The 24,507-nt window shown below is 61.9% G+C and carries 26 protein-coding genes; 9 read left to right on the top strand and 17 right to left on the bottom strand.

Translation table 11 applies throughout. The annotated features are described in order from the left end of the window. Positions 1-4: 4 nt before the first annotated feature. From I6J26_RS06340 to I6J26_RS06330, 3 genes are all read right to left on the bottom strand, one after another. Entirely contained in the window at positions 5-679 is a 675-nt protein-coding gene (locus I6J26_RS06340) for a LysE family translocator (RefSeq protein WP_115020945.1), read from the bottom strand. Between the two features lie 80 nt (positions 680-759). Beyond that, the gene (locus I6J26_RS06335) at positions 760-1,476 is read right to left on the bottom strand and encodes an SDR family oxidoreductase (RefSeq protein WP_115020944.1); all 717 of its coding nucleotides are present in this window, start codon (positions 1,474-1,476) and stop codon (positions 760-762) included. A gap of 5 nt (positions 1,477-1,481) precedes the next feature. Further along, positions 1,482-2,018 carry an NADPH-dependent FMN reductase gene (locus I6J26_RS06330; RefSeq protein WP_115020943.1) on the bottom strand — a complete coding sequence of 179 codons (537 nt, stop codon included), beginning with the start codon at positions 2,016-2,018 and terminating at the stop codon, positions 1,482-1,484. 141 nt (positions 2,019-2,159) lie between these two features. Here I6J26_RS06330 and I6J26_RS06325 point away from each other — a divergent pair, with 141 nt between their 5' ends. Genes I6J26_RS06325 through I6J26_RS06315 form a run of 3 tightly spaced genes read left to right on the top strand, consistent with a single transcriptional unit; the run spans position 2,160 to position 6,086 of the window. Next, on the top strand, positions 2,160-3,245 hold the full coding sequence (locus I6J26_RS06325) for a Fic family protein (protein WP_239121734.1): 1,086 nt from the start codon (positions 2,160-2,162) through the stop codon (positions 3,243-3,245). Between the two features lie 23 nt (positions 3,246-3,268). Next, positions 3,269-3,883 (top strand): sugar O-acetyltransferase, encoded by a 615-nt coding sequence (locus I6J26_RS06320; RefSeq protein ID WP_115020941.1) that lies wholly within the window; start codon positions 3,269-3,271, stop codon positions 3,881-3,883. Then, positions 3,876-6,086, top strand: a complete 2,211-nt coding sequence (locus tag I6J26_RS06315; RefSeq protein WP_115020940.1) for an ATP-dependent RNA helicase — start codon at positions 3,876-3,878, stop codon at positions 6,084-6,086. Before I6J26_RS06320 ends, I6J26_RS06315 begins: the two co-directional genes overlap by 8 nt. 3 nt (positions 6,087-6,089) lie before the next feature. Here the strand turns inward: I6J26_RS06315 and I6J26_RS06310 are convergent, their stop codons facing one another. Further along, the gene (locus I6J26_RS06310; protein WP_071409590.1) at positions 6,090-6,860 is read right to left on the bottom strand and encodes a TSUP family transporter; all 771 of its coding nucleotides are present in this window, start codon (positions 6,858-6,860) and stop codon (positions 6,090-6,092) included. A gap of 22 nt (positions 6,861-6,882) precedes the next feature. Here I6J26_RS06310 and I6J26_RS06305 point away from each other — a divergent pair, with 22 nt between their 5' ends. After that, on the top strand, positions 6,883-7,935 hold the full coding sequence (locus I6J26_RS06305) for an AbrB family transcriptional regulator (RefSeq protein ID WP_239121733.1): 1,053 nt from the start codon (positions 6,883-6,885) through the stop codon (positions 7,933-7,935). Here I6J26_RS06305 and I6J26_RS06300 read toward each other — a convergent pair. The 3 genes from I6J26_RS06300 to I6J26_RS06290 all read right to left on the bottom strand — a co-directional run bounded on the left by I6J26_RS06300 (position 7,915) and on the right by I6J26_RS06290 (position 11,578). Next, positions 7,915-9,165 carry an ATP-binding protein gene (locus tag I6J26_RS06300; RefSeq protein ID WP_115020938.1) on the bottom strand — a complete coding sequence of 417 codons (1,251 nt, stop codon included), beginning with the start codon at positions 9,163-9,165 and terminating at the stop codon, positions 7,915-7,917. The genes I6J26_RS06305 and I6J26_RS06300 overlap by 21 nt on opposite strands. 106 nt (positions 9,166-9,271) lie before the next feature. Further along, complete coding sequence (locus tag I6J26_RS06295) at positions 9,272-10,939, bottom strand: DUF885 domain-containing protein (protein WP_115020937.1); 1,668 nt, start codon at positions 10,937-10,939, stop codon at positions 9,272-9,274. 69 nt (positions 10,940-11,008) lie between these two features. Beyond that, the gene (locus I6J26_RS06290; protein WP_115020936.1) at positions 11,009-11,578 is read right to left on the bottom strand and encodes a TIGR00730 family Rossman fold protein; all 570 of its coding nucleotides are present in this window, start codon (positions 11,576-11,578) and stop codon (positions 11,009-11,011) included. Between the two features lie 98 nt (positions 11,579-11,676). Between I6J26_RS06290 and I6J26_RS06285 the strand changes: the two genes are divergently transcribed. Further along, entirely contained in the window at positions 11,677-12,747 is a 1,071-nt protein-coding gene (locus I6J26_RS06285) for an ROK family transcriptional regulator (RefSeq protein WP_115020935.1), read from the top strand. Between the two features lie 52 nt (positions 12,748-12,799). Continuing rightward, complete coding sequence (locus tag I6J26_RS06280) at positions 12,800-13,870, top strand: HNH endonuclease signature motif containing protein (RefSeq protein WP_239121858.1); 1,071 nt, start codon at positions 12,800-12,802, stop codon at positions 13,868-13,870. Between the two features lie 90 nt (positions 13,871-13,960). Here I6J26_RS06280 and I6J26_RS06275 read toward each other — a convergent pair whose 3' ends face one another. The 7 genes from I6J26_RS06275 to I6J26_RS06245 form a co-directional block, all read right to left on the bottom strand. Then, positions 13,961-14,539, bottom strand: coding sequence for an HAD-IA family hydrolase (locus I6J26_RS06275; protein ID WP_115020933.1), 579 nt, complete (start codon positions 14,537-14,539; stop codon positions 13,961-13,963). After that, positions 14,472-14,879, bottom strand: coding sequence for a hypothetical protein (locus I6J26_RS06270; protein ID WP_039673047.1), 408 nt, complete (start codon positions 14,877-14,879; stop codon positions 14,472-14,474). Before I6J26_RS06270 ends, I6J26_RS06275 begins: the two co-directional genes overlap by 68 nt. A gap of 63 nt (positions 14,880-14,942) precedes the next feature. Then, positions 14,943-15,425 (bottom strand): ferritin, encoded by a 483-nt coding sequence (locus I6J26_RS06265; protein ID WP_070671713.1) that lies wholly within the window; start codon positions 15,423-15,425, stop codon positions 14,943-14,945. A gap of 132 nt (positions 15,426-15,557) precedes the next feature. Beyond that, on the bottom strand, positions 15,558-17,012 hold the full coding sequence (locus tag I6J26_RS06260) for a SulP family inorganic anion transporter (protein ID WP_115020932.1): 1,455 nt from the start codon (positions 17,010-17,012) through the stop codon (positions 15,558-15,560). After that, positions 17,012-17,527, bottom strand: a complete 516-nt coding sequence (locus I6J26_RS06255) for a phosphoribosyltransferase (RefSeq protein WP_039673041.1) — start codon at positions 17,525-17,527, stop codon at positions 17,012-17,014. Before I6J26_RS06255 ends, I6J26_RS06260 begins: the two co-directional genes overlap by 1 nt. Positions 17,528-17,580: 53 nt before the next feature. Next, positions 17,581-18,984, bottom strand: a complete 1,404-nt coding sequence (amn, locus tag I6J26_RS06250; RefSeq protein ID WP_115020931.1) for an AMP nucleosidase — start codon at positions 18,982-18,984, stop codon at positions 17,581-17,583. A gap of 10 nt (positions 18,985-18,994) precedes the next feature. Next, complete coding sequence (locus I6J26_RS06245) at positions 18,995-19,420, bottom strand: MarR family winged helix-turn-helix transcriptional regulator (protein WP_115020930.1); 426 nt, start codon at positions 19,418-19,420, stop codon at positions 18,995-18,997. Positions 19,421-19,530: 110 nt separating this feature from the next. Here I6J26_RS06245 and I6J26_RS06240 point away from each other — a divergent pair, with 110 nt between their 5' ends. Then, positions 19,531-20,310, top strand: coding sequence for an esterase/lipase family protein (locus tag I6J26_RS06240; RefSeq protein ID WP_115020929.1), 780 nt, complete (start codon positions 19,531-19,533; stop codon positions 20,308-20,310). 17 nt (positions 20,311-20,327) lie between these two features. On the opposite strand, the gene I6J26_RS06235 is transcribed toward I6J26_RS06240, so the two are convergent. From I6J26_RS06235 to bioB, 3 genes are read right to left on the bottom strand one after another with little or no spacing between them, the layout of a single operon-like run. Continuing rightward, positions 20,328-21,251 (bottom strand): Sir2 family NAD-dependent protein deacetylase, encoded by a 924-nt coding sequence (locus tag I6J26_RS06235; RefSeq protein ID WP_115024193.1) that lies wholly within the window; start codon positions 21,249-21,251, stop codon positions 20,328-20,330. A 14-nt stretch (positions 21,252-21,265) separates the two neighbouring features. Then, on the bottom strand, positions 21,266-21,532 hold the full coding sequence (locus tag I6J26_RS06230; protein WP_039673032.1) for a hypothetical protein: 267 nt from the start codon (positions 21,530-21,532) through the stop codon (positions 21,266-21,268). After that, complete coding sequence (gene bioB / locus I6J26_RS06225; protein WP_039673030.1) at positions 21,532-22,512, bottom strand: biotin synthase BioB; 981 nt, start codon at positions 22,510-22,512, stop codon at positions 21,532-21,534. Before bioB ends, I6J26_RS06230 begins: the two co-directional genes overlap by 1 nt. A 78-nt stretch (positions 22,513-22,590) precedes the next feature. Here bioB and I6J26_RS06220 point away from each other — a divergent pair, with 78 nt between their 5' ends. After that, positions 22,591-23,907 (top strand): M20/M25/M40 family metallo-hydrolase, encoded by a 1,317-nt coding sequence (locus I6J26_RS06220; protein WP_115020928.1) that lies wholly within the window; start codon positions 22,591-22,593, stop codon positions 23,905-23,907. Positions 23,908-23,942: 35 nt separating this feature from the next. After that, positions 23,943-24,503 carry a hypothetical protein gene (locus tag I6J26_RS06215; RefSeq protein WP_239121857.1) on the top strand — a complete coding sequence of 187 codons (561 nt, stop codon included), beginning with the start codon at positions 23,943-23,945 and terminating at the stop codon, positions 24,501-24,503. Positions 24,504-24,507: the final 4 nt, after the last annotated feature.

The raw sequence follows: 24,507 nt of genomic DNA, 5'->3' as shown, positions 1-24,507 counted from the left end.
GTGGTTAAAGAGCAAGGACCCCGCGAATGCCCTCTGCCAAAATGATCACACCAAGTAGGGCGAACACCACGCCACTGAAGATGTCGACATTGGCTGAGTTCTTCGACATCCACTTCGACACCGCACGAGTGCACAGCGCGACGCCGACAAAAATCATGAGGCTTTCAACAATAAGCACGGAGCCCACAAGGGCGTTGGCGCCAATTCCCATGCCTGGGTCAATAAAATTGGCAAAGATAGCGCCGAAGAAAATGACCACCTTGGGGTTAGAGAGATCACTGACCAGGCCCATGCGGTACGCGGTTCCGAGTTTGATGATCCCGTCCGGGGTAAACCCGCGCGGCTGTGGAGCGCTCTTGTCGGTGCCCACCACGGTCGCGGGCGCCCGACGCTCCTTAATGCCACCGCTAATGGCAGAAAAAGCCATCCACAGCAAATAGCCACCACCAGCAACCTGCAGTGCTACGAGGATGACAGGATGCGCCGAAATCAGCGCGGTCAATCCCGCCAGCGAGGCCACCGTCCACACCACCAAGCCCGTGGTACTGCCGATGGCTGCCCACACTGCCGCGCGCGTGGACCGTGCGCCCAGCCGAATAATCTGCACCACATCCGGTCCCGGCGAGGCCATCGCCGCGAACCACACTCCCATCAAGGCCGCAAGGGCACCCAGTGCCATCTAACACCCCCAAAATCACATGCATTGCTACTAACGCATACCACTATAAGAGGCGTCTCACCTGCAGCGAAACAGGTACTTTAGCTTTGTGTGCGCGGCTTAATCGTCATGGTGTCAATGTTGACATGTTCCGGCAGGGACGCCACCCAGCGCACGGCCTCGGCGATATCCTCCGCGCTGAGGTTGAGTTCGCCGTCGTACACGGCATCAGCGCGCTCTTGGTCACCGCGGAAACGGTTGAGGGAGAACTCCTCCGTGGCTACGCGGCCTGGGTCGAGCTCGGTGACGCGCACGCCATGTTCCTCGATGCGCAGCGCACGGGAAATCACGCGCACGCCGTGTTTCGCGGCGTTATATCCGGACCCGCCTTCGTAGACATTCCAGCCGGCCACGGAACCCATGTTGATGATGAGTCCGGAGTTCTCAGGCGCGGATTGAAGCTTGGGCAGGAGTGCCTGGATCATGCGCACGGTCCCCAACACGTTGACCTCGTACATCCACTGCCAGTCTTCCACGGTGGTCTCCACCAGCGGTTCCAGGCCCTTCGCGCCGCCGGCGTTGTTGACCAACAGGTCTACACGGTCAAGGTGGGAGGCGAATTCCGCGACGGACTCGTCCGAGGTCACGTCCAGCACATAAGCCTCGCCACCGATGTCCTTGGCCAGGGCCTCTAGGCGCTCGATGCGGCGTGCGCCGACGACGACATGCCAGCCGTCGGCAGCCAATGCTCGTGCCGAGGCCTCCCCAATTCCTGACGATGCTCCCGTAACGACCGCGACGCGTGCTGTATCTGCCATGCGCTTTAGGATAGGGCTTCTTCCAGCTCCGCGCAGATATTTGTCACAATCTCAGCCTTAAAATCGGCCGGGGTGAAGGTGCCATCTGTCATGTCGGTATTGAGGGAAATATCGAGCTGGGTGCGCAGCTGCGTCATGGAGAAGTTCGCCATGATGAGGCGCCACGCCTCCACCGCACGGATTCCTCCGCTGAAGCTGTAGCCTACGTACGCAATCGGCTTGGCTACCCACTCGGCCCCCAAGGAATCAACGGCGTTCTTGAATGCTCCCGGCACAGAATGGTTGTACTCCGGGGTGACAAAGATATACGCGTCACAGGCATCAACCGCATCGGACCAGGCCTGCACCTTCTCGTCCTCGTAGTTTTTATTGGCCGCCATGGGGATAACAGATGAAGTGAGAATCGGTACATCGAAAGCCTTGAGGTCAATGAGCTCGTAGTCAACGTCGCGACCTTGGGCCAGGTCAGTGACCCATTGGGCGATGGCCAGCCCGGCGCGATCGTCACGGGTAGAGCCAAGAATGATGCCGATTTTTGCCATGGAACGAACCTTCTCTGTAGACGTATCAACCTTCTAAACCGAGCGTACGCCGATATGTCGATGCAATCGACACGTCACCGTGACATGTTTAAAATTTCGGAAAGAATCGACATGTCCGAAAAACTTGTCTATTCTTTTCTCATGGCAACTTATAATCCAGATATTCCCTACAACGATCTTCCTCCCCTCCCTCCCGCAGACGTTGTCGAAACCGTACCTGTGCTTAAGGCCATCATCGACGCCAAGGAAAAGCTCGCTGAGCTGAGAACAGCATGCCAACTTATCCCCAATCCGGAAATCATTACCTCAACGATTCCACTCCGTGAGGCCCGTGCCTCTTCTGAAATCGAAAACATCGTCACCACTAATGACGAACTGTTCCGTGCGGCCTGGCACGTCGATGCCGAACCTTCTCCTGCGACTAAGGAGGCTCTTCGCTACAACTCCGCGTTGCATGCAGGCCTATCTTCGCTATCACAGCGTCCGTTATCAGAAAAGACAGCGAAAATTGTCTGTAGCACGCTCTTGGACACCCAGGCCGAGGTGCGTTCCCTACCGGGAACATTCATTGGTAACCCCGTAACTCAGCAGCGGCTCTACACGCCTCCCGAAGGCAAAGAAATTATCGAAGGCCACCTCGCGGCGTGGGAGGACTATATCTATTCCAGTCATGACGTGGATTCGCTAGTAAAAATGGCGCTCCTTCACTACCAGTTTGAGGCGATTCATCCCTTCTACGACGGCAATGGACGTACAGGACGAATCCTCAATGTCCTCCACCTCATTCAAGAGGAACTCCTTGAGCTTCCAGTCTTGTATCTGTCCGGTTATATCGTCGGCAACAAAGCCGCCTACTACCGCTATCTCAACGCCGTAACGGCCGAGGGAGCATGGGAAGACTGGCTTCTCTTCATGATTCGTGGCGTACACGCAGCGGCTGACGACGCCTCCTCGATGATTACCCAACTCCGTGCCATCCAAGAGAACACCGCGAGCGAAATACGTGCCGCAGGTGTGATTGGCCAGCCTCTCGAAATGGCCGAACTGATTCTCATCAAACCCTACGTCCGTATCTCAGACGTGGTAGAGATGGGCGTCGTTAAACGCCAAACCGCGAGCACATGGTTGGCCCACTTAGTTGAACTTGGCATTCTTGAAGAAATCCAACAGGGTCGCGGGAAGGTGTTCATTCACCGCGCTGCCCTTGATGTTCTCACCCGCGAGTGAGACGAGACAATAGGATTGTTGCCATGACTCACTCCAATGAAGGATCCTTTGAACGCATGACTAGCGGGACATGGTTCATGCCCGGCGTCAACGAGGAGGTCAGCGCCGAGCACCATCGCGGATTCCAGTTGGTCAAGGAACTCAACGAGCTGCAGAACACCGATCGCGACCGCGCACACGACATCCTGCGCGCGCTGCTCTCCCCCGAGTCCGAAGTTCCCGGTCTCCACACGCCGCTTAACCTGGAATATGGACGCAACGTTACGGTTGGCAAAGGGGTGTTCATCAACTTTGGTGCGACCATCCTGGCCCAGGCGCCCGTGACGCTGGGAGACCGCGTCATGATGGGGCCAAATTGCTCGCTCATCACGGTGGGCCACCCCGTCAATGATCATGAGATGCGGGCGGAGGGCTGGGAAATAGCTAAACCTATCACCATCGGTGATAACACCTGGTTCGGCGCCAACGTCACGGTCCTGCCTGGTGTCACCGTGGGCAAGAACTGCGTCGTAGGCGCAGGCACGCTGCTGACCCGTGACGTGCCGGATAGGTCCCTGGTCCTGGGCTCACCGGGGCGTGTAGTGCGCAAGCTGGAGGACAACGAAGATAGGTGGGAGCGCCAGGATCTCGATGTTTGATCTCGCCACCGTCGGCCGCGGCCTGCCCGTCCTGGAGACCATCGATTCCCTTCCTGCTGAGGGCCACGTTGTGGTCCAGGCCCCGCCGGGCACGGGTAAGACCACGCTCGTTCCGCCGGCCCTGGCCAACCAGGCGGCGGGCTGCGGCAAGGTTCTCGTCACCGCGCCGCGTCGCGTGGCGGTACGCGCGGCGGCCAACCGCCTGCAGGAGCTGTCTGGCCAGCGCATCGGTTATGCGGTACGCGGTGATTCCCGCAAGGGCCACGACGTCGAGTTCGTCACGCCCGGCGTACTGCTGCGCCGCCTGCTGCGCGATCCGGAGCTCAAAGGAGTGGCTGCCGTTGCCATTGATGAGGTCCACGAGCGCCAGCTCGACACGGACTTGGTCCTCGGCATGTGCCTCGAATTGGCCCAGCTCCGTGAGGATTTCCGCGTCATCGCCATGTCCGCGACTGTCGACGCCCAACGCTTCTCCCAGCTCATGGGAGGCGCGCCGATTCATTCCACCGAGGCGGTGACCTACCCGCTCGATATTTCCTATGAACCCCTGCCGGGCCGCGCGGCAGGAGACAGAGAATTCTATCGAGCCGTGGCGAACATCGCGGCCCAACAGCACGAGTCCACCCTGGTCTTCGTGCCCGGCGTGCGCGAGGTCAACCTCGTCTGTGAGGCACTGGCCGGCCACAACGTTTTCCCCCTCCACGGCCGCCAGACCACCCACGAGCAGGACGCCGCGCTCTACACCGCCGAGCAGCGCATCGTCGTGGCGACGTCCATCGCGGAGTCCTCGCTGACCGTGCCGGGCGTGCGCACCGTCATCGACGCGGGTCTTGCGCGCGTTCCCAAGCGCGATGCGCAGCGCGGGATGAGTGGGTTGGTGACGGTGTCGACGTCGAAAAGCAGCGCCGATCAACGCGCCGGCCGCGCCGGCCGTGAGGCGCCGGGCGCCGTCATCCGCTGTTATTCACAGGATGACTACCAGCACTTTTCCCCGCACGTCACCCCGGAGATCCTCTCCGCGGACCTCACCCAGGCCGCGCTCTTCCTGGACTGCTGGGGCGCGGGCCCGGACTTCCCGCTCCTCGATCAGCCGCCCCACGCCGCGCTTGCCGACGCCCACTGCACCCTCCGTGCCCTCAACGCCACCGAGGAGCTCGCGCTGTTGCCGACGCATCCGCGGTGGGGTGCCGCGCTACTGAAATATGGTGCGGGGGCAGCAAAGACGATCGCGCGCCTCGATGATTCTGATCCCAAGCGACTGGCCCGCCTCGTGCCCGACAAGGGCGCGGTGGACCCGGGCGTGGTCGTGGCCACCGCCTTCCCCGAGTTCGTGGCCAAACGCGTGGGCGAGAAAGAGTACCTGCTGGCGAGTGGTACCCGTGCCCGGCTCCTGAATTCCGGTCTAGCGGGCTCACCGTGGCTCGCCGTCGCCGAGGTCTCCCTGTCGAATGCCGGCAACGCCATCATCCGCGCGGCCGAGCCCATTACGGAAGAGGATGCCCTCGACATCATCGGCGTTACCGAGGAGACCCGCGCCTTCCTCGAGGGTTCCAAGGTCCGCGGCGTGCGCGTACGCGCGGCCGGCGCCATTGTGCTTTCTGAAACCCCGGTGAAGGTCTCCGGAGATGAAGCCGTTGCGGCCCTGCGCAACTCGGGCCACGGCCTCGAACTGTTTAAGTTCAGTGAGAAGGCTCAGAACCTGCGGGAACGTATGCGCCACCTGCGGGCAGCCTACGGCGATCCGTGGCCGGACGTCGAAAGTGCCAGCGCCAGCCTGGAGTGGCTCGAGCCAGAACTACGTGAGCTAGCAGAAGGCCACAAGCCGGACATGTACCCAGCACTGCAACGCCTCCTGCCCTGGCCCGAGGCTAGCCGCCTCGATGAGCTGGCACCAGAACGCTTGCCGGTGCCTTCCGGACGCGACGCGCGCATCGACTGGTCCGGCGAGCGCCCCGTGGTCTCCATCAAGTTGCAAGAATGCTTCGGCCTGGCCGAATCCCCCGAATACTGCGGCCACCGCGTACAGTTTCACCTGCTCTCCCCCGCCGGCCGCCCGCTCGCCGTCACCGATGACCTAGCGAGCTTCTGGGCTGGGCCTTATGCCGGCGTGCGTGCCGACATGCGCGGGCGCTATCCCAAACACCCGTGGCCAGAAGATCCGTGGAACGCTGTGGCTACGGCGAAGACGAAGAACCGAATGTAGAAATCAGCCCCACTGCTGCCAGGACAGGTACACGCTCATCACCACGACGAGTACCAGCAGCGCATAGCGGATGAGCTTCGCGCCGCCGCCAAGCACTGTCCGCGCCCCTAGCTGCGCGCCGATAATATTGGCCACCGCGAGGACGAGGGCCAGCGCCCACACCACGTGGCCGCCCGCGATAAACACCACGAGGGCGCCGACGTTGGTACACGTGTTGACCACCTTCGCCATCGCCGCTGAGGTGAGGAAATTCTGGGAGAAGATGGCGGTAAACGCCATGATGAGGAACATGCCCGTCCCAGGGCCGAAGATGCCGTCGTAGAAGGCAATGGCCGCCACAGCGCCCAGTGCTGCCCACGTGCGCCAACCGCCGCGCAGGCCCTGGCCGTCGCCGCTGCCGAAGTCCGGGCGAAAGGCCACGAAGATACCGACCGCCACCATGAGCACGATGATGACCGGGCGCATGACGTCCTTGTCCATGAGCGCGGCTGCCACCGCGCCAAGGCCGGAGCACACGAGCGCGATGAGTCCCATGCGAATAAGCTCGCCTTTCGGTGGGCGCACCTTCTTTACTAAGGTAACGGCCGCCGACGCCGTTCCCGACACCGCCGCCACCTTGTTCGTTGCCAGCGCCGTCGCGGGTGCGAGCTGCGGAGCCACGGCCAGAATGAGCGGAATGAGCACGAGCCCGCCGCCGCCAATGACGGCGTCTACCCACCCGGCCACAGCAGCGCCCATGGTAAGAATTGCCCAACCGCTCAATCCAAAGTCCATGCCCATCATTAAACTCGATTGCATGTCAGTTCGTGCGAGGTGGCTCATCGTGGCCCCGGGGTCTGCAACTCTCGGGGCGCTGTTTAGCTACCTTCACGTACCCGCAGCCTGGATCCTCGGTGCCATCGTGGTCTCGGGAGCCATGGCCTTGACGACGGGCAAGGAACTCGCCGTCAATGACCGCTTCTACGCCATGGCCCGTGGCTTCATCGGAATGATGGCCGGCATCCCGCTCACGCTCGTGCCAGCCTCCACGCTCCTCGGTTTCGTGCCGGCAGCGGTGACGATGTCACTGATCACCGTGCTCATCGGCATCAGCGGTGGCGTGCTTCTGCACCGCGCGCAGCCGAAAGATATCTCCTGGGAGACGGGTATCTTATCCATGCTGCCGGGCGGCGCCTCGCTCATGCCGGCACTGGCCAGCGAGCTCGGCGCGGATTACCGCTATGTGGCGCTGACCCAATACCTGCGCCTTCTCGCAGTGTCGGTGTCCCTCCCCTTGGTGGTCTCGTTTCTGAGCGCCCCCGCGGGCCAGAGCGTCGATATGAGTATCGACGGCGAGACCACGTGGTGGATTGTGCTGTTGACCATCGCCATTGCGATTCTGGGTGAGCACCTAGGCAAGCTCGCTCGCTTACCAGCTGCTGCGGTGTTGGGCCCGCTCCTCTTGACTGTGCTGGTTACGCAGTTCCTCCCAGCCGGCCACACCTTGGAGCCGCTCTACGTCTTCAAAATCATGGCGTTTATGTCCATCGGCTGGGTCTGCGGTGGCGGACTGTCCGTGCCAGCACTCACGTCCTTTGCCAAGCAGCTTCCCGCCACGATCCTCTTCATCGTCGTGGTCATCGGCGTGTGCGCGCTCACCGCCCTGCCACTCACCGCGTGGCTGGACATCACCTATTTCGAGGCGTACCTCGCCACTTCGCCCGGCGCGCTGGAGACCGTCCTCGCGCTCTCCGCGGAAGGCGGCGCCGGCCCCGCGGTCGTGGCCGTGCAGATTATCCGGCTCATCATCGTGCTCGTCATCGCCGGCTACCTGCCCCAGATCCTGGGGCTATTCCGCAAGCGCCGCTAGGGGAACCACCCACACCCCATCTGGGCGTTGGAAAGCCGGCCCACTCGGAATCACAACTATCAGCGCTGCTGGTGGCGAAGAGAGTTTAGCGGCTACGCGCTTTAGATGTGCCGCCGCAGCATCAACCTCGTTGTGAGAAAGCTTCGCTTCAAACCCTACCCACGAACCGTCTCGGAGCTCCACCACTGCATCAATTTCTTCGCGCCCCTTCATATCCCTCAAGTGGAATACTCCGCGCGCACGCAGCGCCTGCGCATAAACGCGCAGATCGTGGACAAGTTGCGCCTCGAAGAGAATGCCTAGAGTCTCTAAATCCCCAAGCAGTTTGTCTGGCCCCGTTCCCAACAAAGCAGCAGCCAAACCGGGATCGGCTAAGTGACGTTTCGGCATTTGAACCATGGACGTCTTCGAACGAGTACGTGGTGACCACGCCAGCTGGTCCTCAATGAGGAAGAGGCGCGTAGCAAAATCGTGAATGAGGTTCACAGTTTCTGCGGCTGGCGTCGAAGTAGCGCTACTGAGTTCTCCAATGCGTTTGCGAATCGCAGCAGCAGTAGCCGGTTGGGCAACCAGTCCGGCATAAGCATGAAGGAACGACTGAAAACGGCGCGGATCGCGTCGTGGTCCGCCGAGTTCGGGATAGTCGTGCTCACTCATTTCTGTCAGATAGGACTCCATCCCTTCCTGCGCGTCGAGCGGATCAAGGTCAAAGAACTCCGGGAAACCACCAGCAACGATCCAACGGGAATAATCAGCCACGGTGGCATCTGTCCCAGCGGTGGGTTCTTGATTGCCCGCAATGATTGAGCCCAGTGAGACGTGCTCGGCACCAAGTCCTCGCTCTGCCAAGCTCAATGTTCGCATTTGAATGGAACGAATCCGGCCCGCACCAGAATGCCGGGTAGCATCATCATCTGGCGTGGAGGAACCTGTGAGGAGAAACTGCCCTTTGTCCTGCGAGTCATCGACTGCATGGCGCACCTCATTCCAGATAGCTGGAACAACCTGCCACTCATCAATGAGCCGCGGCCGTGCGCCTTCAAGCCCCAATGCCGGCTGCATGCGCGCAAGGTTTGCCTCTGGGGAGTCTCGGTCAAGTTGGATAACAGACTTGGCAAATTGGCGTGCCGTGGAAGTTTTTCCACTCGCGCGGGGGCCTTTAAGAAAGAGGGCACCCGAAACACGGAGCCCTCGTTCGACTTCTGCATCAACGATTCGGGGCAGGTACATACCAAGTACCTTAGCCCGAAGAATGGATAAATCACAGAGTCACTAGTGGATAAATCCAAGAGTCAGGTGTGGATAAATCCAAGAGTCTGGTGCTCGACCTGGGGTTTTAATCCAGAATGGTCTCGCGCAGGATCGACATCGGCACCGAGCCCAGCGCCAGGGCCTGGGAGTGGAAGTCCCGAACCTCCATGCCCTGCTCCACGGCAGCGTCGCGAGTCTGCTGCCACAGGCGCTGACCCAGCGCGTAAGACGGGGCTTGGCCCGGCCAGCCCAGGTAGCGAGTGACCTCAAAGGAGAGGTTGGCATCATCCATCGCGGTGTTCTCACGCATAAAGGTCTTGACATGGGACTTGTCCCACACGCCGGACGCGGTGCAATCCGGCAGCGCCTTGCCCAGGTGGAGTCCGATGTCCACGACGACGCGGGCGGCGCGGAAACGTTGGGCGTCGAGAAGCCCCATGCGGAAGCCCGGATCATCCATGTAGCCCAGCTCCGCCATGAGCGCCTCCGCATACAGAGCCCAGCCTTCGCCGTGGCCGGAGTTCCACGTCACTGCACGGCGCCACAGGTTCAGGTCCGGCTGGGTCAGCGCGGCACCAATCTGCAAGTGGTGGCCCGGCGCACCTTCATGGTGGACAGTAGTCAGCTCCTGCCAGGTGTGGAACAGCTCCTGACCCGCGGGCACGGACCACCACATGCGGCCCGGGCGGGAGAAGTCATCGGAAGGCGAGGTGTAGAAGATGCCGCCGGTACCGGCCGGATCGATGCAACACTCGATGTCGCGCACGGACTCCGGGATGTCGAACGCGGTGCCGTTGAGGTCCTTAATCACACGGTCCGCGGTGGACTGCATCCACTCCACCAGCGCGTCGGTACCGTGCAGCTGATAGCGCTCCTCTTCATTGAGCTTGCGCATCGCCGCGCGGACCGTCACGTCCGAACCGTACAGCTGGTGAGCAATCTTCTCCTGCTCTGCCTTGATGGAGCGCACCTGTTCCAGGCCCCACTCATAGGCCTCATCGAGGTCCACCGCATCGCCGACGAAGAGCTTGGAGAAGCGCTCGTAGCGCTCACGGCCCACCGCATCCCGCGACGGGGCCTGCGGCTGCAGCTCGTTGGAGAGCCAGTCAGCGAACTCACCGAAAGCTTCCTTGGCTTTCGTGACCTCGGCAGAATCACCGTCGAGGCCGAGGTCCTCGAGCATGGAGCCGGCGTCGGCAAGCCGCTCGCTCTGCACGAACACTTCCGAAATCTGACGCTGCGGGGCCACCATGCCACGCGACGCCGCCTCGATGAGGGACTCCTTGTAGCCGCTTAACGACGCCGGCACCTTCGACAAGCGCGAGCGCAACATGTCCAGCTGCTCAGGGGTATCGCGCGGCATGAGCATGAGCGTGTCGCGGATGGTCTGCACTGGGGAGGCAATGTTGTTGAGGCAGCGGATGTCCTCACCAGCATGGTGGAGGTCAAGATCCAGGCAGAGACGATCGCGCAAGACCTCAGCAGTAACGTAATCCACCTCGTCGAAGTCATCGTCATCATCAGACTCGTCGGTGGTGTCATCGAGTGCATCGAGGTCCGCCAGCATCTCACGCGTACGGTCCGCGACGGCGGAGTAATACTCGGGCGAGAAATCCTCGAGCTCCCCATCGAAGCCCGGGATGCCCCACGCGGTGGCATCGGTAGGTGTGAGCTGCGCGAGGTCGTGAACGAAGTTATCGCACGACGCGTCCAGCAACGACGGCTGGCGCTCTGCGTTCTGGTCAAAACTCATAAGGGCGAAGTCTAACGAAAAACCTCCCGGTTCGGCCAACCCAGCGGCGGCTTTTTGCCAGGTTGTTAGCTAATTGTTGCCCCACTTGCTGCCGGGATTGCTCCAGGCCCCGAAAGCCTCCAATACAGCGACCGGTGTGGACTCCACCACCAGGGCATCAAGGAAACGCTGTTGGACAAAGCCCTCCTGCACCATTGCGGAGTACATGTGCACGAAAGGCTGCCAAAAGCCCTGCACATCCACCAGGCCCACAGGCCCCTCGATGTTGCCGAGCTGCTGCATGGTGAGGACCTCCGTGAGCTCCTCGAGCGTGCCCACCCCACCCGGCAGGCACACGAAGGCATCCGCGAGCTCCTCCATCCGCGACTTGCGCTGCGCCATAGTGTCCACGACCTCGAGCTGCGTGATGTTTTGATGAGAGAGCTCGACATCAACGAGCTGTTGCGGGATGACCCCAATGACGTGACCGCCGGCCGCCAGGCAGGCATCCGCGACGATGCCCATAAGACCAACGTCACCGCCGCCGTAGACCAAGGTGAGTCCGCGACGTGCAAGCTCCTCCCCCAAGTGGCGCGCAGCCTGCGCATAAGCCTCAGAACGTCCGGCGGCTGAGCCGCAATACACAGCAACAGAATCCATGGGTTTAACTCTATCGCAGCCCGGCCCCTAGACCATGATGTCTAGTGGAAGCTAATTTCTATTAGACAATGCGGTCTGTTGAATTTATACTTGACGCCATGATCAAGTCTGGCCCCGTGTTCACCCGCCCTCGTACCCCTGCGGCGAAGTGCCTCCACATCATTCGACTCAACCCCGTCGTTACCCGCAGTGAGCTGGTAGAAGCCACCGGGCTATCCCAGCCCACCATTACCCGCGCCACCGCTGCACTTCTAAGTGCCGGACTGATTCGCGAGCGCACCGACCTGACCCAGTCCCGCGGCCGTGGCAGGCCTACCGTTCCGTTGGAGGTCGCGGATAATGACTGGATGCTGGCCGGCATCGCGGTGGGTACCGCATTCACGCGCATCGCTTTCTTCGATACCAAGGGACGCACGCTCTGCGAGGAAGATGTGGCAACGCCCGTGTTCCGTTTGAGTGAGGGCGACGTTATCGAGCACATCATCGCGGGCATGAACCGTCTCATGACAGGCCTCGACCGCCGCTTGGTCTCCGTGGGTGTGACCACGTCCGGCAGTGTGGACGAATCCGGCCGCGTGACGGCGCACAACCTGGGCTGGGAGCGCATGGATATTGCTAGCCGCCTGCAGTACCAGTTCGGTGTTCCGGTTGTTGTATCCTCCGTTATCCCCGCCATCCTCGGCTCGGAGACTCAGTCCACGGAGCTTGGCGCGGAGAAGCCCGTCATGGTGCTCTACGCGGATGACTCTGTGGGCGCGGCGCTCACCGTGGGCGATGAGATTACTTCGCTGGAACTCACCGCCCCGGATTCCCTGGCCACCCAGGCCGTGTTGACGGCGGTAGGTGCGGAGTCCCTTCCGGATGCAGTGCAGGACCCATCTGCGCGTGCGCTTCTCGACGACCGCGCCCGCTCCCTCGGCACCATCGCCGCCTCCCTCGTGGCTGAGCACGCACCGGACACCCTCGTGGTGGCGGGAGGCGCGTTCTCCGACGATCCCGCTGCCCCGAAGCTCTTCGCGGCTACCGTGCGGAAGAACACCGACCAGGCGTTGGAGCTGCGTATGATTCCGTCGCCCTCCGAGATTGTCCGCGCCTGCACCCGCGCTGTGGCCCTCGACCCGTTGTTGCGCGTCCCGCTTGAGCTGGGCCGCGAGGCAAAGGCCGCCTAAAGTTTTTCTCTCCGGTTGCGGGGTTGGTGAGGGTGCTTTAGTGTTCTGGCCCATGGGGGATTTAGAAACCTATTTCTCCTACCGCAACTCGGGGATCACGTTGGTGGAGCAAGCGGTAGGAGGCGAGAAACGTTTACGCGCACTCGGCGCTTCACCTGCTGATGCCACCGAGCTGGCACGCCTGAACCACATTTACTTCGGCGCCACGAAATTCACGGGCAAACAACGACAAGCCCGCCACCGGGCCGCAGAGCAACGCCACGACTTAGCCACGCTCAGCCTTATTGAGTCCTACACCAAGAAGCTGAAAAATCAGCTGCATGCCTGGAACCTACGCCTCAAGCTTGCCGGCACCCCAGCACACAACATCCCAGCCGTAGCAGCCAAGCGCTTAAAAGAACTCAAGCCCAAGCGCGTGCCGAAACCTGGGGTACGCATGACCTACCGCTCGGAAGGCCCGCATTCACTCACCATTACCGATGACCCCATGACCGTCACCGAGATGCGCGGCGTTCTAGAATCTCTCAACCAGGACAATCTGTTGGAGGCAGCCAACCACGTCTTCTTCAACAAGTCCCACGGCGGAACCAAACCCGCCGTATTCACCAGCGTGGTCGTAACCTTAGACAAGCTCGACAAGATTATCTCCGGCGGCGGCGATGACATCATCCTCGAGCTCACCAACGGTGGCCGGATGACCGGCACGCAGTTTTTGAACTACAAGTTTGCTGAGATCGGCTACGTCACCCTCATCCACCCCACGATTGGGCCGGTGTGGCTGCACCGCATGAAACGCCTAGCCGGGTTTGAGCAGCGCATCATGGCCAGTGCCGAGCACCCCACCTGCGCCAGGAAAGGCTGTAATAAACCGGCTGATTATGCCCACGTGCATCACCTAGTGCCGTGGAAAGCAGGCGGGACTACCGACCCGCCGAATCTAACAATGCTGTGTGCCTACCACAACGGTATTAACGATGATGACCCGGAGAAACCCACCGGAGCCGGCTACGTCTTCCGATTACGCGGAGAGGTGGCCTACGTCCCACCCTGGGCAGAACCAATAACTGCCCAAGCGGCGTATCAAGCAGCCCAACAAGCTAACGCCGGACCACCTGACGGATAAACCGCCAGACGCCACCAAGGACACGCACCACCACGCGGACTCCCCCACAGGGCCTCCGCGGCGTTGGCGATCCCACATGCAGGTTGCGCGTTAAAAACGCACCGAATCGATTCCCGTGAATAGTTGAGCGTGGAGGCCCACGCGCTGCGCGCCCTCAACGAAATCGAGGCGGTCGTCGAAGAAATGGGTGTCCTTGGCTTGGGCGCCGAGGGCATCGACGGCCACATAGTAGGCCTCCGGGTCGGGCTTTGCCACGCCGATGTCACAGCTCAACGTCACGGCGGCACACTCCTCCAACCAAGGCTGCGACGCACGGATCTTCGCCCCCAATGCCGCGGGAACGTTGGAGAGGATACCAACGCTGTGGCCCTCCGAGATGAACCGCAAGACAAGGTCCACCATCTCTTCGTCGGCCTCCAGCAGATGCTCCGTATCTAGCTCCACCGCCTGGGAGACGTCGAAAGGCGCAAGATCCGTCAGGGCACGAATGCGGCCCCAATACTGCGAATCACTCAGGTGCCCGGCATCATAGGCTGGGCGAAACTCCTCATAGGTGGACCAAAAGTGATCCGGGTTGACCGGGCGGACGTACTCTTCAAGCTCAGCGTGCCCGGCGGGCGTGGCTGAGCGCATGAGCACGCCGTACAGATCGAAGAGCAGAGTGGCCATGCGCCCAGTGTAGCCACACCGCCACCGCACCAGTCAGCGTGCCAACGATGAAGAGCGGCAGCGAGACACTCACGCGGCCCCACGGCAGCGCGCCCAGGGTGGAGATTGCCCCCACCAAGAACAATCCTCCGACGCTAAACAGAGAGCGGCTCAGCGCGGTCGACGCCGCCGCGGCACATACCAACAGAGCCACGCCGAGGAACGGGCCCAACATGAGTGCCAACGCAAAAAAGAAGGTCCCCAGCGCCACATTAGTCGCGGCTAGCCAGATACCACCCACCAGTGCCATTGCCAGCCCGGCGAGGGCACCGCCTAGAAGCATCAGCCGCGTGTTAGTCATACAAGAAATTCTCCCATCAACCGCGAGGGCTGTGGGAGAATTCGTTCAAACTATATGGCTTCGTTACCGTTCTGCCAGCGAGCTATCGATGCGCAGGAGGCCGGAACCATCGTTGCCGACCAGCTTCAGCTGGTCGATAACCTCAGACACGCTGGCCTCTTCCTCCACCTGTTCATCGAGGAACCAGTTGATGAGGGGGCGGGAATCGAGATCGCCAGCGGCATCCGCAGTGCGGGCAATCTCCCGGATCTGCTCCGAGACCTTCTGCTCATGCGCGAGGGAGGCCTCGAAGGCATCGAGCGGGGTGGCTGCCTTGACGGAGCCCACCTGGATATCCTCCAGCTCGACGCGGTAGCCACGGTCCAGCAGGTGCTCAGCAAACTTCTGCGCGTGCTCGCGCTCTTCCTCTGCCTGCTTGAAGAACCAATCGCGCATTCCCGGGAAGGACAGATTGTCCATCTCGTAGGCCAGCTGAGTGTAAATCAGGGCCGCGCCGTGCTCGTTGTTGACCTGGGCGTTAAGGAGCGTTTGCAGTTTCTCATCCATGAGAGTTATTCCTTTCGTGCGTTTTGGTGTTACCCACAATACAGAAAAACCTCGCCCGCGCTAGCAAGGTAAGCTTTAGCAAATTCGCACGTCATAACAGTTTTTGGGACAGCTTTACCTAAGCTGCGCCTGCTATTTCCGCAACCCCTGGCTGAGACGGCGGTAGCGTTGCTCATTCGCCACATCCAGCCCACGGAAGGACACCGTGACCCCGCGCGCAGCGTATTTGCTCTCCACGGAGTCGAGTACCGCCACGGTCGACGCGTCCCAAATATCGGCCCGACTGAAGTCCACGATGACCTCCTTCACCGGCAGGGTGTAATCAAAGGCGTAGACCAGATCATTGGAGGAGGCGAAGAAGAGCTGGCCGCGCACGGTGTAGACGTTGCCTTCCAGCTCCACCGACACTAGGTGCGCCACGCGGCGCGCAAAGGCCACCGTGGCGGTGAGGACGCCGAGGATGACACCGACGGCTAAGTTATTCGTGGCCAACGTTCCCACCACCGTAACGAGCATGACGACGGTCTCACTCAACGGCATGCGGCGCAGCGTGCGCACCGAGTGCCAATCCACCGTGTGGAACGACACCATGAACATGACCGCCACGAGCGCGGCCATAGGAATACGCCCCACCGTATCGCCCAGCACGAGCATGAGGATGAGGAGGAAGACGCCGGCGAGGAACGTCGACAAGCGCGTGCGTGCCTGGGATTCCTTGACGTTGATCATGGTCTGCCCAATCATCGCGCACACGCCCATGCCGCCAATCGCGGCCGCCAGCATATTACCGATGCCCTGGCCCACGGATTCGCGGGTTTTATCGGAGTGGGTATCGGTGAGGTCGTCGACAAGCTTGGCGGTGAGCAGGGACTCCATGAGTCCCACCAGCGCCACGCCGAGGGCGTAGGGCAGACACAGCATGAGCGTGTCCATCGTCCACGGCACGTCCGGGATGATGAACCCAGGCAGCGACGTAGGCAGCTCGCCCTGGTCCGCCACGTCGGGCACGTCCCAGCCGAACGCCACGGTAAGCACGCTGACCACGAGAATCGCCACGAGCGGGGCGGGCACGGCCGTCGTCACCCGCGGCCACAGCACCATGATGACCAGGCCCAGCGCCACGAGCACATAGACCAGCCACGGCACATTCCACAGGTGGGACAGCTGCGCGGTAAACATGAGGATGCCCAGGGCGTTGACGAATCCCAACATGACGCTGCGTGGAATGAAACGCATGAGCTTAGCGACGCCCAGCAGCGCCATCACCACCTGCAGAATTCCCGCCATCCAGATGGTGACGAGGACGTAGTGCAGGCCATGCTCATGTGCCAGGGGCGCGATGACCACGGCGACGGACCCCGCCGCGGCCGAGACCATGGCGGGGCGGCCACCGGTGATTGCGATCGACATCGCCATGATGACGGAGGCGAATAGGCCCACTTTGGGGTCAAGGCCGGCGAGGATGGAGAAACTTAGGACTTCCGGAATGAGGGCTAGCGCAACAGCAAGCCCGCCAAACACTTCCTTGCGGAAGCGGGCGGGCGAGGTGAAGGCCGCGCGGAAAGTTCCGGCGGAGGCTTCTGGCATTAATGACCTTCCTTGTAAGAGCCATCGCGCGTGATGACCGGAAGGACGGACCAGGCGAAGTTAATCCACTGGTCGGTCTTCTTCCAGGAAAAGTCCGGCTCGAAGATGGTGGTGGGCTTGGTGTAGATAACGGCGGACTTGACCTCGGAGGCCGTTTGCTCCAGGAGGTTGACCACAAGGTCGAGGGTCTTGCCGGAGTCAGCCACGTCATCGACGACGAGAACCTTCTTATCCTTGAGCGAGTCCGTATCCAGCTGCGGGTTGAGCAGGATGGGCTCTGGGAGGGTTTCACCGATATCGGTGTAGAACTCCACGTTGATAGCGCCCATTTCCTTCACGCCGATGGCGTAGCCAATGGCTCCGGCCGGGATGAGGCCACCACGGGCAACGCCAACGATGAGGTCCGGAAACCAGCCCGAATCCACAATCTCCTGGGACAGGTAGCGGCTAGCCTCGCCGAAGACCTCCCACGTTAGGTTTTCGCGTTCCGGGTTCCACCATTCCGGGGTGCTCATTGTCTAGGTCTCCTTCGCCAGATTTTGTATTTCCCTCAGTTTAATCATCTACCTCAGCGGAACGGAACCTCCGCTACCGTTCGGCGCAACTTGCGGGTGCGCAGGCGTTCCGGATTCTCCGCCAAGGCCTCCACCGCGCGCACCGCGCACATCACGTGTGCCTCCTTGGAATTGGAGTAAAAAGCCTGCGCTTGGGCGGGAAGCTTGGGCACGGCGTGCAAAGGCAGATCGGACACGGATAGCAGCGTGCCGTACGGGATACGGTAGCGGTAGCCGTTAGCAGCCAGAGTGCAGGATTCCATGTCCACGGCCACGGCGGTGGAGTGGCGCAGCCACTCCCACAAATCGCGGGAGGTGCGCCATTCCCAGTTGCGGTCATCGGTGGAGAGCACCGTTCCGGTGCGCATGAGCGAATTATCTTCGCCGTACACTTCCTCCACCGAGGCTTCCAGCATGCGCTGGATCTCCGGGATGGCGGGAATCGGGTTGCCGGCCGCGACGATGCCGTCGAGGATGTGGTCCTCGCGCTGGTAGGCGTTGCCCAGGATGAGGTCGCCGATGCGCATGCGGCCATCGAGCCCTGCGCAGTGGCCGATCATGATCCACGCCTCAGGGCGCAGCACCGCGAGGCAATCCGTGATGGTCTTCGCATTCGAGGGGCCGACGCCGATATTGATCATCGTGATGCCATCGCCGCCCGCGGTGATGAGGTCGAAGCGGGGCATCTGGAAGCGCGAGGTGAGAGTAAGCTCGTCGACGTCGAGAAGCACGGCGTCATTAGGATGAATCGTCTCACCTGTCGGCAACACCAGCGCCGTGTAGCGCGAATCCTCCCGCGCCAGCTCGCGCAAGCCAAACTTGACGAACTCCGTGGTGTGCATGGCGTAGTTGGTGAACAGGATGTACTTCTGGACCGAATTCACCTCGATGCCCGTGTAGTGCTCAATGCGGGCGCATGCAATGTCGAAGCGCTGCGGGCCGAAGTGGAAAAGCGGCTTCTCCTTGCCGTGGAAAGCCTTCCACGCGCCGTCGACGATGCCATCATGCACCGCATCCAAGGTAGGGCGGGGAATCTCTCCACGATTCTCAGGCAAGGGGCCGGCGCCCCGGATGTACTCCGGCGGGATGCGCTCGTCCGACTGGCCCACGTATATATCGCACGGATAATTGCTGGTCAGCCTGGTGAGCTGCTCAAGCAGGTAGCCGCGTATGAGCCACGGTTTAGAAATAACCGCCGAATAGCGCCCCTCTTGATCCACGTAACCGAAGGGCTCGGAACGGTCGATGGGGGTCCATTCGCGGACCTGCACGATGATCTTGGGGTAGACCACGTGGCGGTAGGCGTCATGGTCCCCCGAGGCCAGCGCTTCGCGCGCCAGCTCACAGGAGCTTTCATAGAGCTCGCAGAGGCGGTTAACCGCCTCGGTGACGGAGTGGGCATGCTGCAGGTCGGTCATGCCGGCCAGTCTAGTTGGGATACTCCATCTTGGAAGCCTCACCGGCTTCGCGCACGATTTCCAAGGACTCGCGGAACTCCACGAGGTCCACTCCGGACTTGCGGTACTCGTTGAGGATGGTCTCTGGGATGCACACGGCGCGCGGCTTCAAGTCAATACCCTTTTGAGTGATGGTGACCGTGCCGTTCTCGACGGTGGCGAGACCGGATTCTTCCAAGCCCTTCACCAGGCCCTCAAAGGTGCCAGACTCTGGCTGGAGGCGCTTCTCCATGGATTCCAGGGTCACCGGCTCCTCGCTATCCCACAGGATCATGAGCATGAGGTACTGCTGGTAGGTGATGCCAAGCTCCTCGAGCAACGGGGCGTAAGAACGGATCACCGAACGCGCGGCTCGGTACAGCGAAAAGCACAGCTGGTCTTCAAGGTGGAGAGACATGACAGCGAGGATACCTTAATGATTATTCTTTGCACGACGGCCGCGGCAACCATACGGTCGGCGTTTATGCCGCCGTTGGCGGTAGGGCACACGGCGTAAACTGTGGCGCCATGTCCACTCCCCCGCTTCCCCTCGGTGCCCGATTGCGTACCCGCGGCGTGTGTGAAGACGACTGGTCCGCGCGCCCCACGACCGAACGACCCTGGCCTGTCATCCTCATCCACGGAACGTGCGACACCAAAGGCGTGTGGCAGGTCCTCGCCGGTCTGTTGCGTGAGAACGGCTGGGCGGTCTTTGCCCCGGATTATGGCAACCGCGCTACCGGCCCGATTCAGGAATCGGCACGTCAGCTGGATGCGTACATCGACGCCGTCCTCACCGTTACCGGGGCAGAACAGGCCATCCTCGTGGGCCATTCGCAGGGCGGGCTGCTTGCGCGGTATTGGATGCGGATGCACGATCGTGCGGATCGCGTCCACCACCTGGTGTGTATTAGCTCCCCGAATCACGGGACGACGCAGGGAGGAATTGCCAGTCCCCTTTTCCGCAGCGAGCGCCAAGAAGACGTGGTGCGCTCGCTTATCGACGGCTGGTTTGGCCCCGCCGGCATGCAACAAGTCTCCGGCAGCGACATCGTCGAGGCCACTAATCGCGGCAGCGAGGTCGAAGACGATGTGAGCTACACGTGCATCGCCACGCGATCCGACGCCGTCGTCGTCCCTCCCACCACGTGCTTCCTCAACGGCCAGAAGGTGCGCAACATCTTTATCCAAGACATCGACCGCCGCGCCCTCATTCGGCACGAGGACATGCCCATGGATAAACGGGTGTGCCAGTTGATTTCTGATGACCTCGATCAGCTCGCCGAAGCTAGAGCTTCGGCGAGCTAAGGGGCCAGACGAAGCGTTTAAAGGTCGAGGGCGTCGAGAAGCGCATCGAATGCAGGACCCACCTGGGTGCGCCACAGGGTATCCACGCGGTCGTCAGCGCGACCGGGCCCGCCATTGATGGTGGCCACGCGCTTGCCCTGCTTCTGCGCCTCGAGCACGAAACGGAAACCACTCATCACTGCCAGTGAGGACCCAGCAACCAGCAGAGACTCGGCGGCCGCCACCATCTCATAGGCCGCGTCCTTCTTCACCGTGGGCACGGGCTCGCCAAAGTAGACCACGTCTGGCTTGAGCCGCGGCGAGCCGCAGCGCACACAGCCGGGCATGCGGAACTCCGCGACCGCTTCCTGGCTCAACGCCACGTCGCCATCCGGGTTCACATCCGCCGTGTCCACCACCCAGCGCTCGAGAAATCCCGGGTTGGCCGCGGCCGCGCGGGCATCATAATCCGCTCGCTTTTCCTCATACCCACAGCTCAAGCACACCACCTGCTGCATATCGCCGTGCAGGGCAATGAGGTTGCGCTGACCTGCCTCCTCGTGAAGGCCATCAACGTTCTGGGTCACCACACCCGTCAGCAGCCCGGCGCGCTCAAGTTCCACCAGCGCATAGTGCGTGCGGTTGGGACGTGCGGCCTGCATGACGCGCCAGCCAACGAAGGCGCGGGCCCAATAACGGTGCGACGCGTCCGGATCATGGAGAAACTCCTGGTACGTCATGGGCCGGTGGCGGCTGAGCGATCCTTTCGGCCCGCGGTAGTCCGGCACACCGGATTCCGTTGAGACGCCTGCGCCCGTGAGGACCATGACGTTGCCGTTGCGGAGTTGGCGGGAGACGTCGGCAAGCGCCTGCTCCGCTGGCGTAGGTGACGCGATTTCCGTGACAACGCGGGAAATCGAGCGCAGCGCGGACTGGTGGGCGTGGGCGACGGCGGGATCCATGGCGCCCACTCTAGTTAGCCAAAGGTTTCCTCGTAGATATCCTCCGAGTCAAGCTCGCCGTGGCGCGAGCAGCGCGCGCTCCAGCCGTCCGGGCGGACCTGGACCACCATGCGGCGTCCGCACAGCTGGCAATAGCGTGGCACGTCGAGGCCGGCCGCGGCCGCCGGGTGGAGGGGAAAGTTCTCACTGAGCGGCTTGCCAGTGTTGGGGTGGAACTGCGGCTCCTCCCCGGCGAGGACGGCGGCCACAAGCTCCGTCGATTCGCCCTGCGAAGCGGCCATTAGAGGGCCTTGATGGGCAGGTCGATGCGGCCGAGCATGTCGACGTCCTTCTCAATCTGCTTGCCCAGCGTAGTGAGGTAGTTGCCGGCGATGATGGCGTTGATGCCGCCCAGCAGGCCCTTCTCCGTGCCGTCGTCACCGAGGGAGAGCTCGCGGCCACCGGCAAAGCGCAGCGTTACCGACGGCATGGCCAAACGGAAGGCGGCCACCGCGCGCAGCGCCTCACCGAGCGGGACGAGCGGGCGATCCGCAAACGGGGTGCCCGGGCGCGGGTCGAGGAAGTTCATCGGAACCTCGCAGGGCTCAATCTGGGCCAGCTGGTAGGCAAATTCGGCGCGGTCCTCGAGGGACTCACCCATACCGATGATGCCGCCCGAGCAGACCTCCATGCCCACGGCACGGACGTTGTCAAGGGTCTCCTTGCGCTCTTCCCAGGAGTGGGTCGTGACCACGTTGGGGAAGAAGGACTTAGAGGTCTCCAGGTTGTGGTTGTAGCGCTGGGCGCCCATGTCCTTGAGACGCTGCGCCTGCTCCAGGGTCAGCGTGCCGAGGGACAAGGAGATCTCGATGTCCACTTCATCGAGGATGGCCGGGATAGCTTCCGCGACCTGACTCAAGAGGTTCTCGTCCGGGGACTTCACCGCGGCGACGATGCAGAACTCCGTCGCGCCGGTCTTGGCGGTCTTCTTGGCGGCTTCGACCAACTCAGGGATGTTAAGGCGGGCCGCCCGCACGGGGGACTCGAAGAGGCCGGACTGCGAGCAGAAGTGGCAATCCTCCGGGCAGCCGCCCGTCTTAATGGAGATGATGCCTTCGACGGACACGTCTGGGCCGCACCACTTGAGGCGGGTCTTGTGGGCGATGTCAGCGATCTCTTCCAGCTGCTCATCGGGGATCTGGAGGACCTGAAGGAGTTCCTCTTCGTTGAGGCCAATACCCTGCTCGAGGGCCTTCTCGCGTGCGATATCTACGATGCTCATGGCAGAAACCTTACTTGAACGGCGTTCAAGTTGTGGAAAATCTCCGCCTTTTCCTTCCGCGGACTACCCTTGATGGCCATGACTCTCTACGACGACACCCTCGGCCTTCTTCAGGAACTCATCCGCAATGCCTGCGTTAACGATCTCACACCGGATTCCGGCCACGAGGTCCGCAACGCCGACACCTTGGAGAAGTTTTTCGACGGCACCGCGGTGGAGATTCAGCGCTACGAGTCCCATCCGGGCCGCGTGACCATCGTGGTGACCGTTCCGGGAGACCCCGACAAGGAGCCGCTGACCCTCATGGGCCACACGGATGTCGTGCCCGTGGACGAGCCGAAGTGGACGAAGCCGCCTTTCGACGCCGTCATTGAGGACGGCAAGCTCTACGGCCGTGGCGCGGTGGACATGCTTTTTATTACGGCGACGATGGCGGCGGTAACGAGGGACGTCGCCAAGCGCGGCAACCCCGGCGGCACCTTAGCGTTTGTCGGCATGGCTGACGAGGAGGCCCGCGGCGGCCTGGGTTCCATCTGGATGGATAAGCACCACCCTGAGGCCTACTCGGTGCGCAACTGCCTCTCGGAGACCGGCGGCAGCCACCTGCCCGGCGCGCTGGGCTTCAACGTGGGTGAGAAAGGTGCGGGCCAGCGCCGCCTGCACGTGCATGGCGATGCCGGCCATGGCTCGACGCCGTTTGGGAAGGATTTTGCCATCGTCAAGATTGGCGAGGTGGCCCGCCGCATCGCCGCTGCTGAGCCGCCCATCGCGATGGATGAGGTGTGGCAGGGATTCGTCAAGACCTTCCGTTTTGACCCCGCAACGGAAGCAGCGCTTCTCGACGGCTCCGCTACCGCCACCGACTACGAAAAGTTCGGTGATTTGGCCGCCTATGCCCATGCGTTCTCGCACACAACGATGTCCCAGACCGTGCTGCGCGCCGGCGGGGCGATTAACGTTCTGCCCTCCCACGCCTACCTGGAGATGGACATTCGCCCCTTCTCTGGCCAGACGCAGGAGGAGCTCGACGAGTTCCTGCGTGAGGCGCTGGGCGATATGGCCGACGAAGTAGAAATTGAGCACCTTATTACTGAGGATGCCACGCAGTCTTCTACCGATACTGAGCTGTGGCGCTGCATTGAGGACACCGCGCACGAGTTCTTCCCCGATAAGAAGGTGCTGCCAGTGTTGGCCACGGGTGGCTCGGATCTGCGCGTGGCGCGACACCGCGGCGGCAACGCCTATGGCTTTGCGCTGCATGCGGAGGATCGGGACATGGCCAGCGCGAACTCGCAGCTGCACAGCCACGATGAGCACCTCTACCTAGAAGACTTAGATCTCACTGTGAAAGCGTATTCTTCGCTGGTAAATCGCTTCCTGGGGCAGGAGCACTAGCGCGAAAGTGTAAAAGGTGTGGCACAATGTGGCGCATGAGAAACAAGCTTGTCCTGTGTTCCGCTGCTGCAGCCGTCACCGTCGGCCTTGCTAGCCCTGCTGCCTCGGCCGATATGGTCGATGACTACCTGGCCAAGGTGCCGGCTGGTCAGATCTCCTGCGAGCAGGCATCGAAGTACTACACCAACCCGTCCGACTACAACAGCAAGAAGTCCCAGGCCCTTGCTGCTGCGAACTTCCACCCGCGCGGCGGCGAAATCCGTGACGCTATCGCCCGCGCCGACGAGGCCATCGCTCGCTGCGGCCTCAACGGCGGCGGCAATGCTGCCCCCGCTAACAACGGCGGCGGGGACAAGACCGCCCCCACAAATAATAATGGCAACAACCAAGGCGCACCGGCCCACGACAAGCAGCCGGCCCCAGCTAAGAACGGAAATGGCAGCAAATCTGGTGGCACACAAGCCCCAGCCCCAGCCAACAATGCTTTCCCGACGATTCCGGTGACCTTCGGCTCCTTCACCATCTACGTCCCGGACATCGTGGCGTACCTCAAGACTCTCGTCGAGGGCACCCCGCTGGCCCCTCTTTTGCCTTAAGCAA

This window comes from Corynebacterium minutissimum (assembly GCF_016889765.1).
GTDB classification, from domain to species: domain Bacteria; phylum Actinomycetota; class Actinomycetes; order Mycobacteriales; family Mycobacteriaceae; genus Corynebacterium; species Corynebacterium minutissimum_B.
The sequence above is the reverse complement of the archived record's forward strand: the minus strand, read 5'-3'. Positions and strand labels throughout refer to the sequence as shown.

Coding starts and splice junctions, on each gene's coding strand:
- I6J26_RS06340 (WP_115020945.1), bottom strand. CDS start 679: ATGGCACTGGGTGCCCTTGCGGCCTTGATGGGAGTGTGGTTCGCGGCG.
- I6J26_RS06335 (WP_115020944.1), bottom strand. CDS start 1,476: ATGGCAGATACAGCACGCGTCGCGGTCGTTACGGGAGCATCGTCAGGA.
- I6J26_RS06330 (WP_115020943.1), bottom strand. CDS start 2,018: ATGGCAAAAATCGGCATCATTCTTGGCTCTACCCGTGACGATCGCGCC.
- I6J26_RS06325 (WP_239121734.1), top strand. CDS start 2,160: ATGGCAACTTATAATCCAGATATTCCCTACAACGATCTTCCTCCCCTC.
- I6J26_RS06320 (WP_115020941.1), top strand. CDS start 3,269: ATGACTCACTCCAATGAAGGATCCTTTGAACGCATGACTAGCGGGACA.
- I6J26_RS06315 (WP_115020940.1), top strand. CDS start 3,876: ATGTTTGATCTCGCCACCGTCGGCCGCGGCCTGCCCGTCCTGGAGACC.
- I6J26_RS06310 (WP_071409590.1), bottom strand. CDS start 6,860: ATGGACTTTGGATTGAGCGGTTGGGCAATTCTTACCATGGGCGCTGCT.
- I6J26_RS06305 (WP_239121733.1), top strand. CDS start 6,883: ATGTCAGTTCGTGCGAGGTGGCTCATCGTGGCCCCGGGGTCTGCAACT.
- I6J26_RS06300 (WP_115020938.1), bottom strand. CDS start 9,165: ATGTACCTGCCCCGAATCGTTGATGCAGAAGTCGAACGAGGGCTCCGT.
- I6J26_RS06295 (WP_115020937.1), bottom strand. CDS start 10,939: ATGAGTTTTGACCAGAACGCAGAGCGCCAGCCGTCGTTGCTGGACGCG.
- I6J26_RS06290 (WP_115020936.1), bottom strand. CDS start 11,578: ATGGATTCTGTTGCTGTGTATTGCGGCTCAGCCGCCGGACGTTCTGAG.
- I6J26_RS06285 (WP_115020935.1), top strand. CDS start 11,677: ATGATCAAGTCTGGCCCCGTGTTCACCCGCCCTCGTACCCCTGCGGCG.
- I6J26_RS06280 (WP_239121858.1), top strand. CDS start 12,800: ATGGGGGATTTAGAAACCTATTTCTCCTACCGCAACTCGGGGATCACG.
- I6J26_RS06275 (WP_115020933.1), bottom strand. CDS start 14,539: ATGGCCACTCTGCTCTTCGATCTGTACGGCGTGCTCATGCGCTCAGCC.
- I6J26_RS06270 (WP_039673047.1), bottom strand. CDS start 14,879: ATGACTAACACGCGGCTGATGCTTCTAGGCGGTGCCCTCGCCGGGCTG.
- I6J26_RS06265 (WP_070671713.1), bottom strand. CDS start 15,425: ATGGATGAGAAACTGCAAACGCTCCTTAACGCCCAGGTCAACAACGAG.
- I6J26_RS06260 (WP_115020932.1), bottom strand. CDS start 17,012: ATGCCAGAAGCCTCCGCCGGAACTTTCCGCGCGGCCTTCACCTCGCCC.
- I6J26_RS06255 (WP_039673041.1), bottom strand. CDS start 17,527: ATGAGCACCCCGGAATGGTGGAACCCGGAACGCGAAAACCTAACGTGG.
- amn (WP_115020931.1), bottom strand. CDS start 18,984: ATGACCGACCTGCAGCATGCCCACTCCGTCACCGAGGCGGTTAACCGC.
- I6J26_RS06245 (WP_115020930.1), bottom strand. CDS start 19,420: ATGTCTCTCCACCTTGAAGACCAGCTGTGCTTTTCGCTGTACCGAGCC.
- I6J26_RS06240 (WP_115020929.1), top strand. CDS start 19,531: ATGTCCACTCCCCCGCTTCCCCTCGGTGCCCGATTGCGTACCCGCGGC.
- I6J26_RS06235 (WP_115024193.1), bottom strand. CDS start 21,251: ATGGATCCCGCCGTCGCCCACGCCCACCAGTCCGCGCTGCGCTCGATT.
- I6J26_RS06230 (WP_039673032.1), bottom strand. CDS start 21,532: ATGGCCGCTTCGCAGGGCGAATCGACGGAGCTTGTGGCCGCCGTCCTC.
- bioB (WP_039673030.1), bottom strand. CDS start 22,512: ATGAGCATCGTAGATATCGCACGCGAGAAGGCCCTCGAGCAGGGTATT.
- I6J26_RS06220 (WP_115020928.1), top strand. CDS start 22,591: ATGACTCTCTACGACGACACCCTCGGCCTTCTTCAGGAACTCATCCGC.
- I6J26_RS06215 (WP_239121857.1), top strand. CDS start 23,943: ATGAGAAACAAGCTTGTCCTGTGTTCCGCTGCTGCAGCCGTCACCGTC.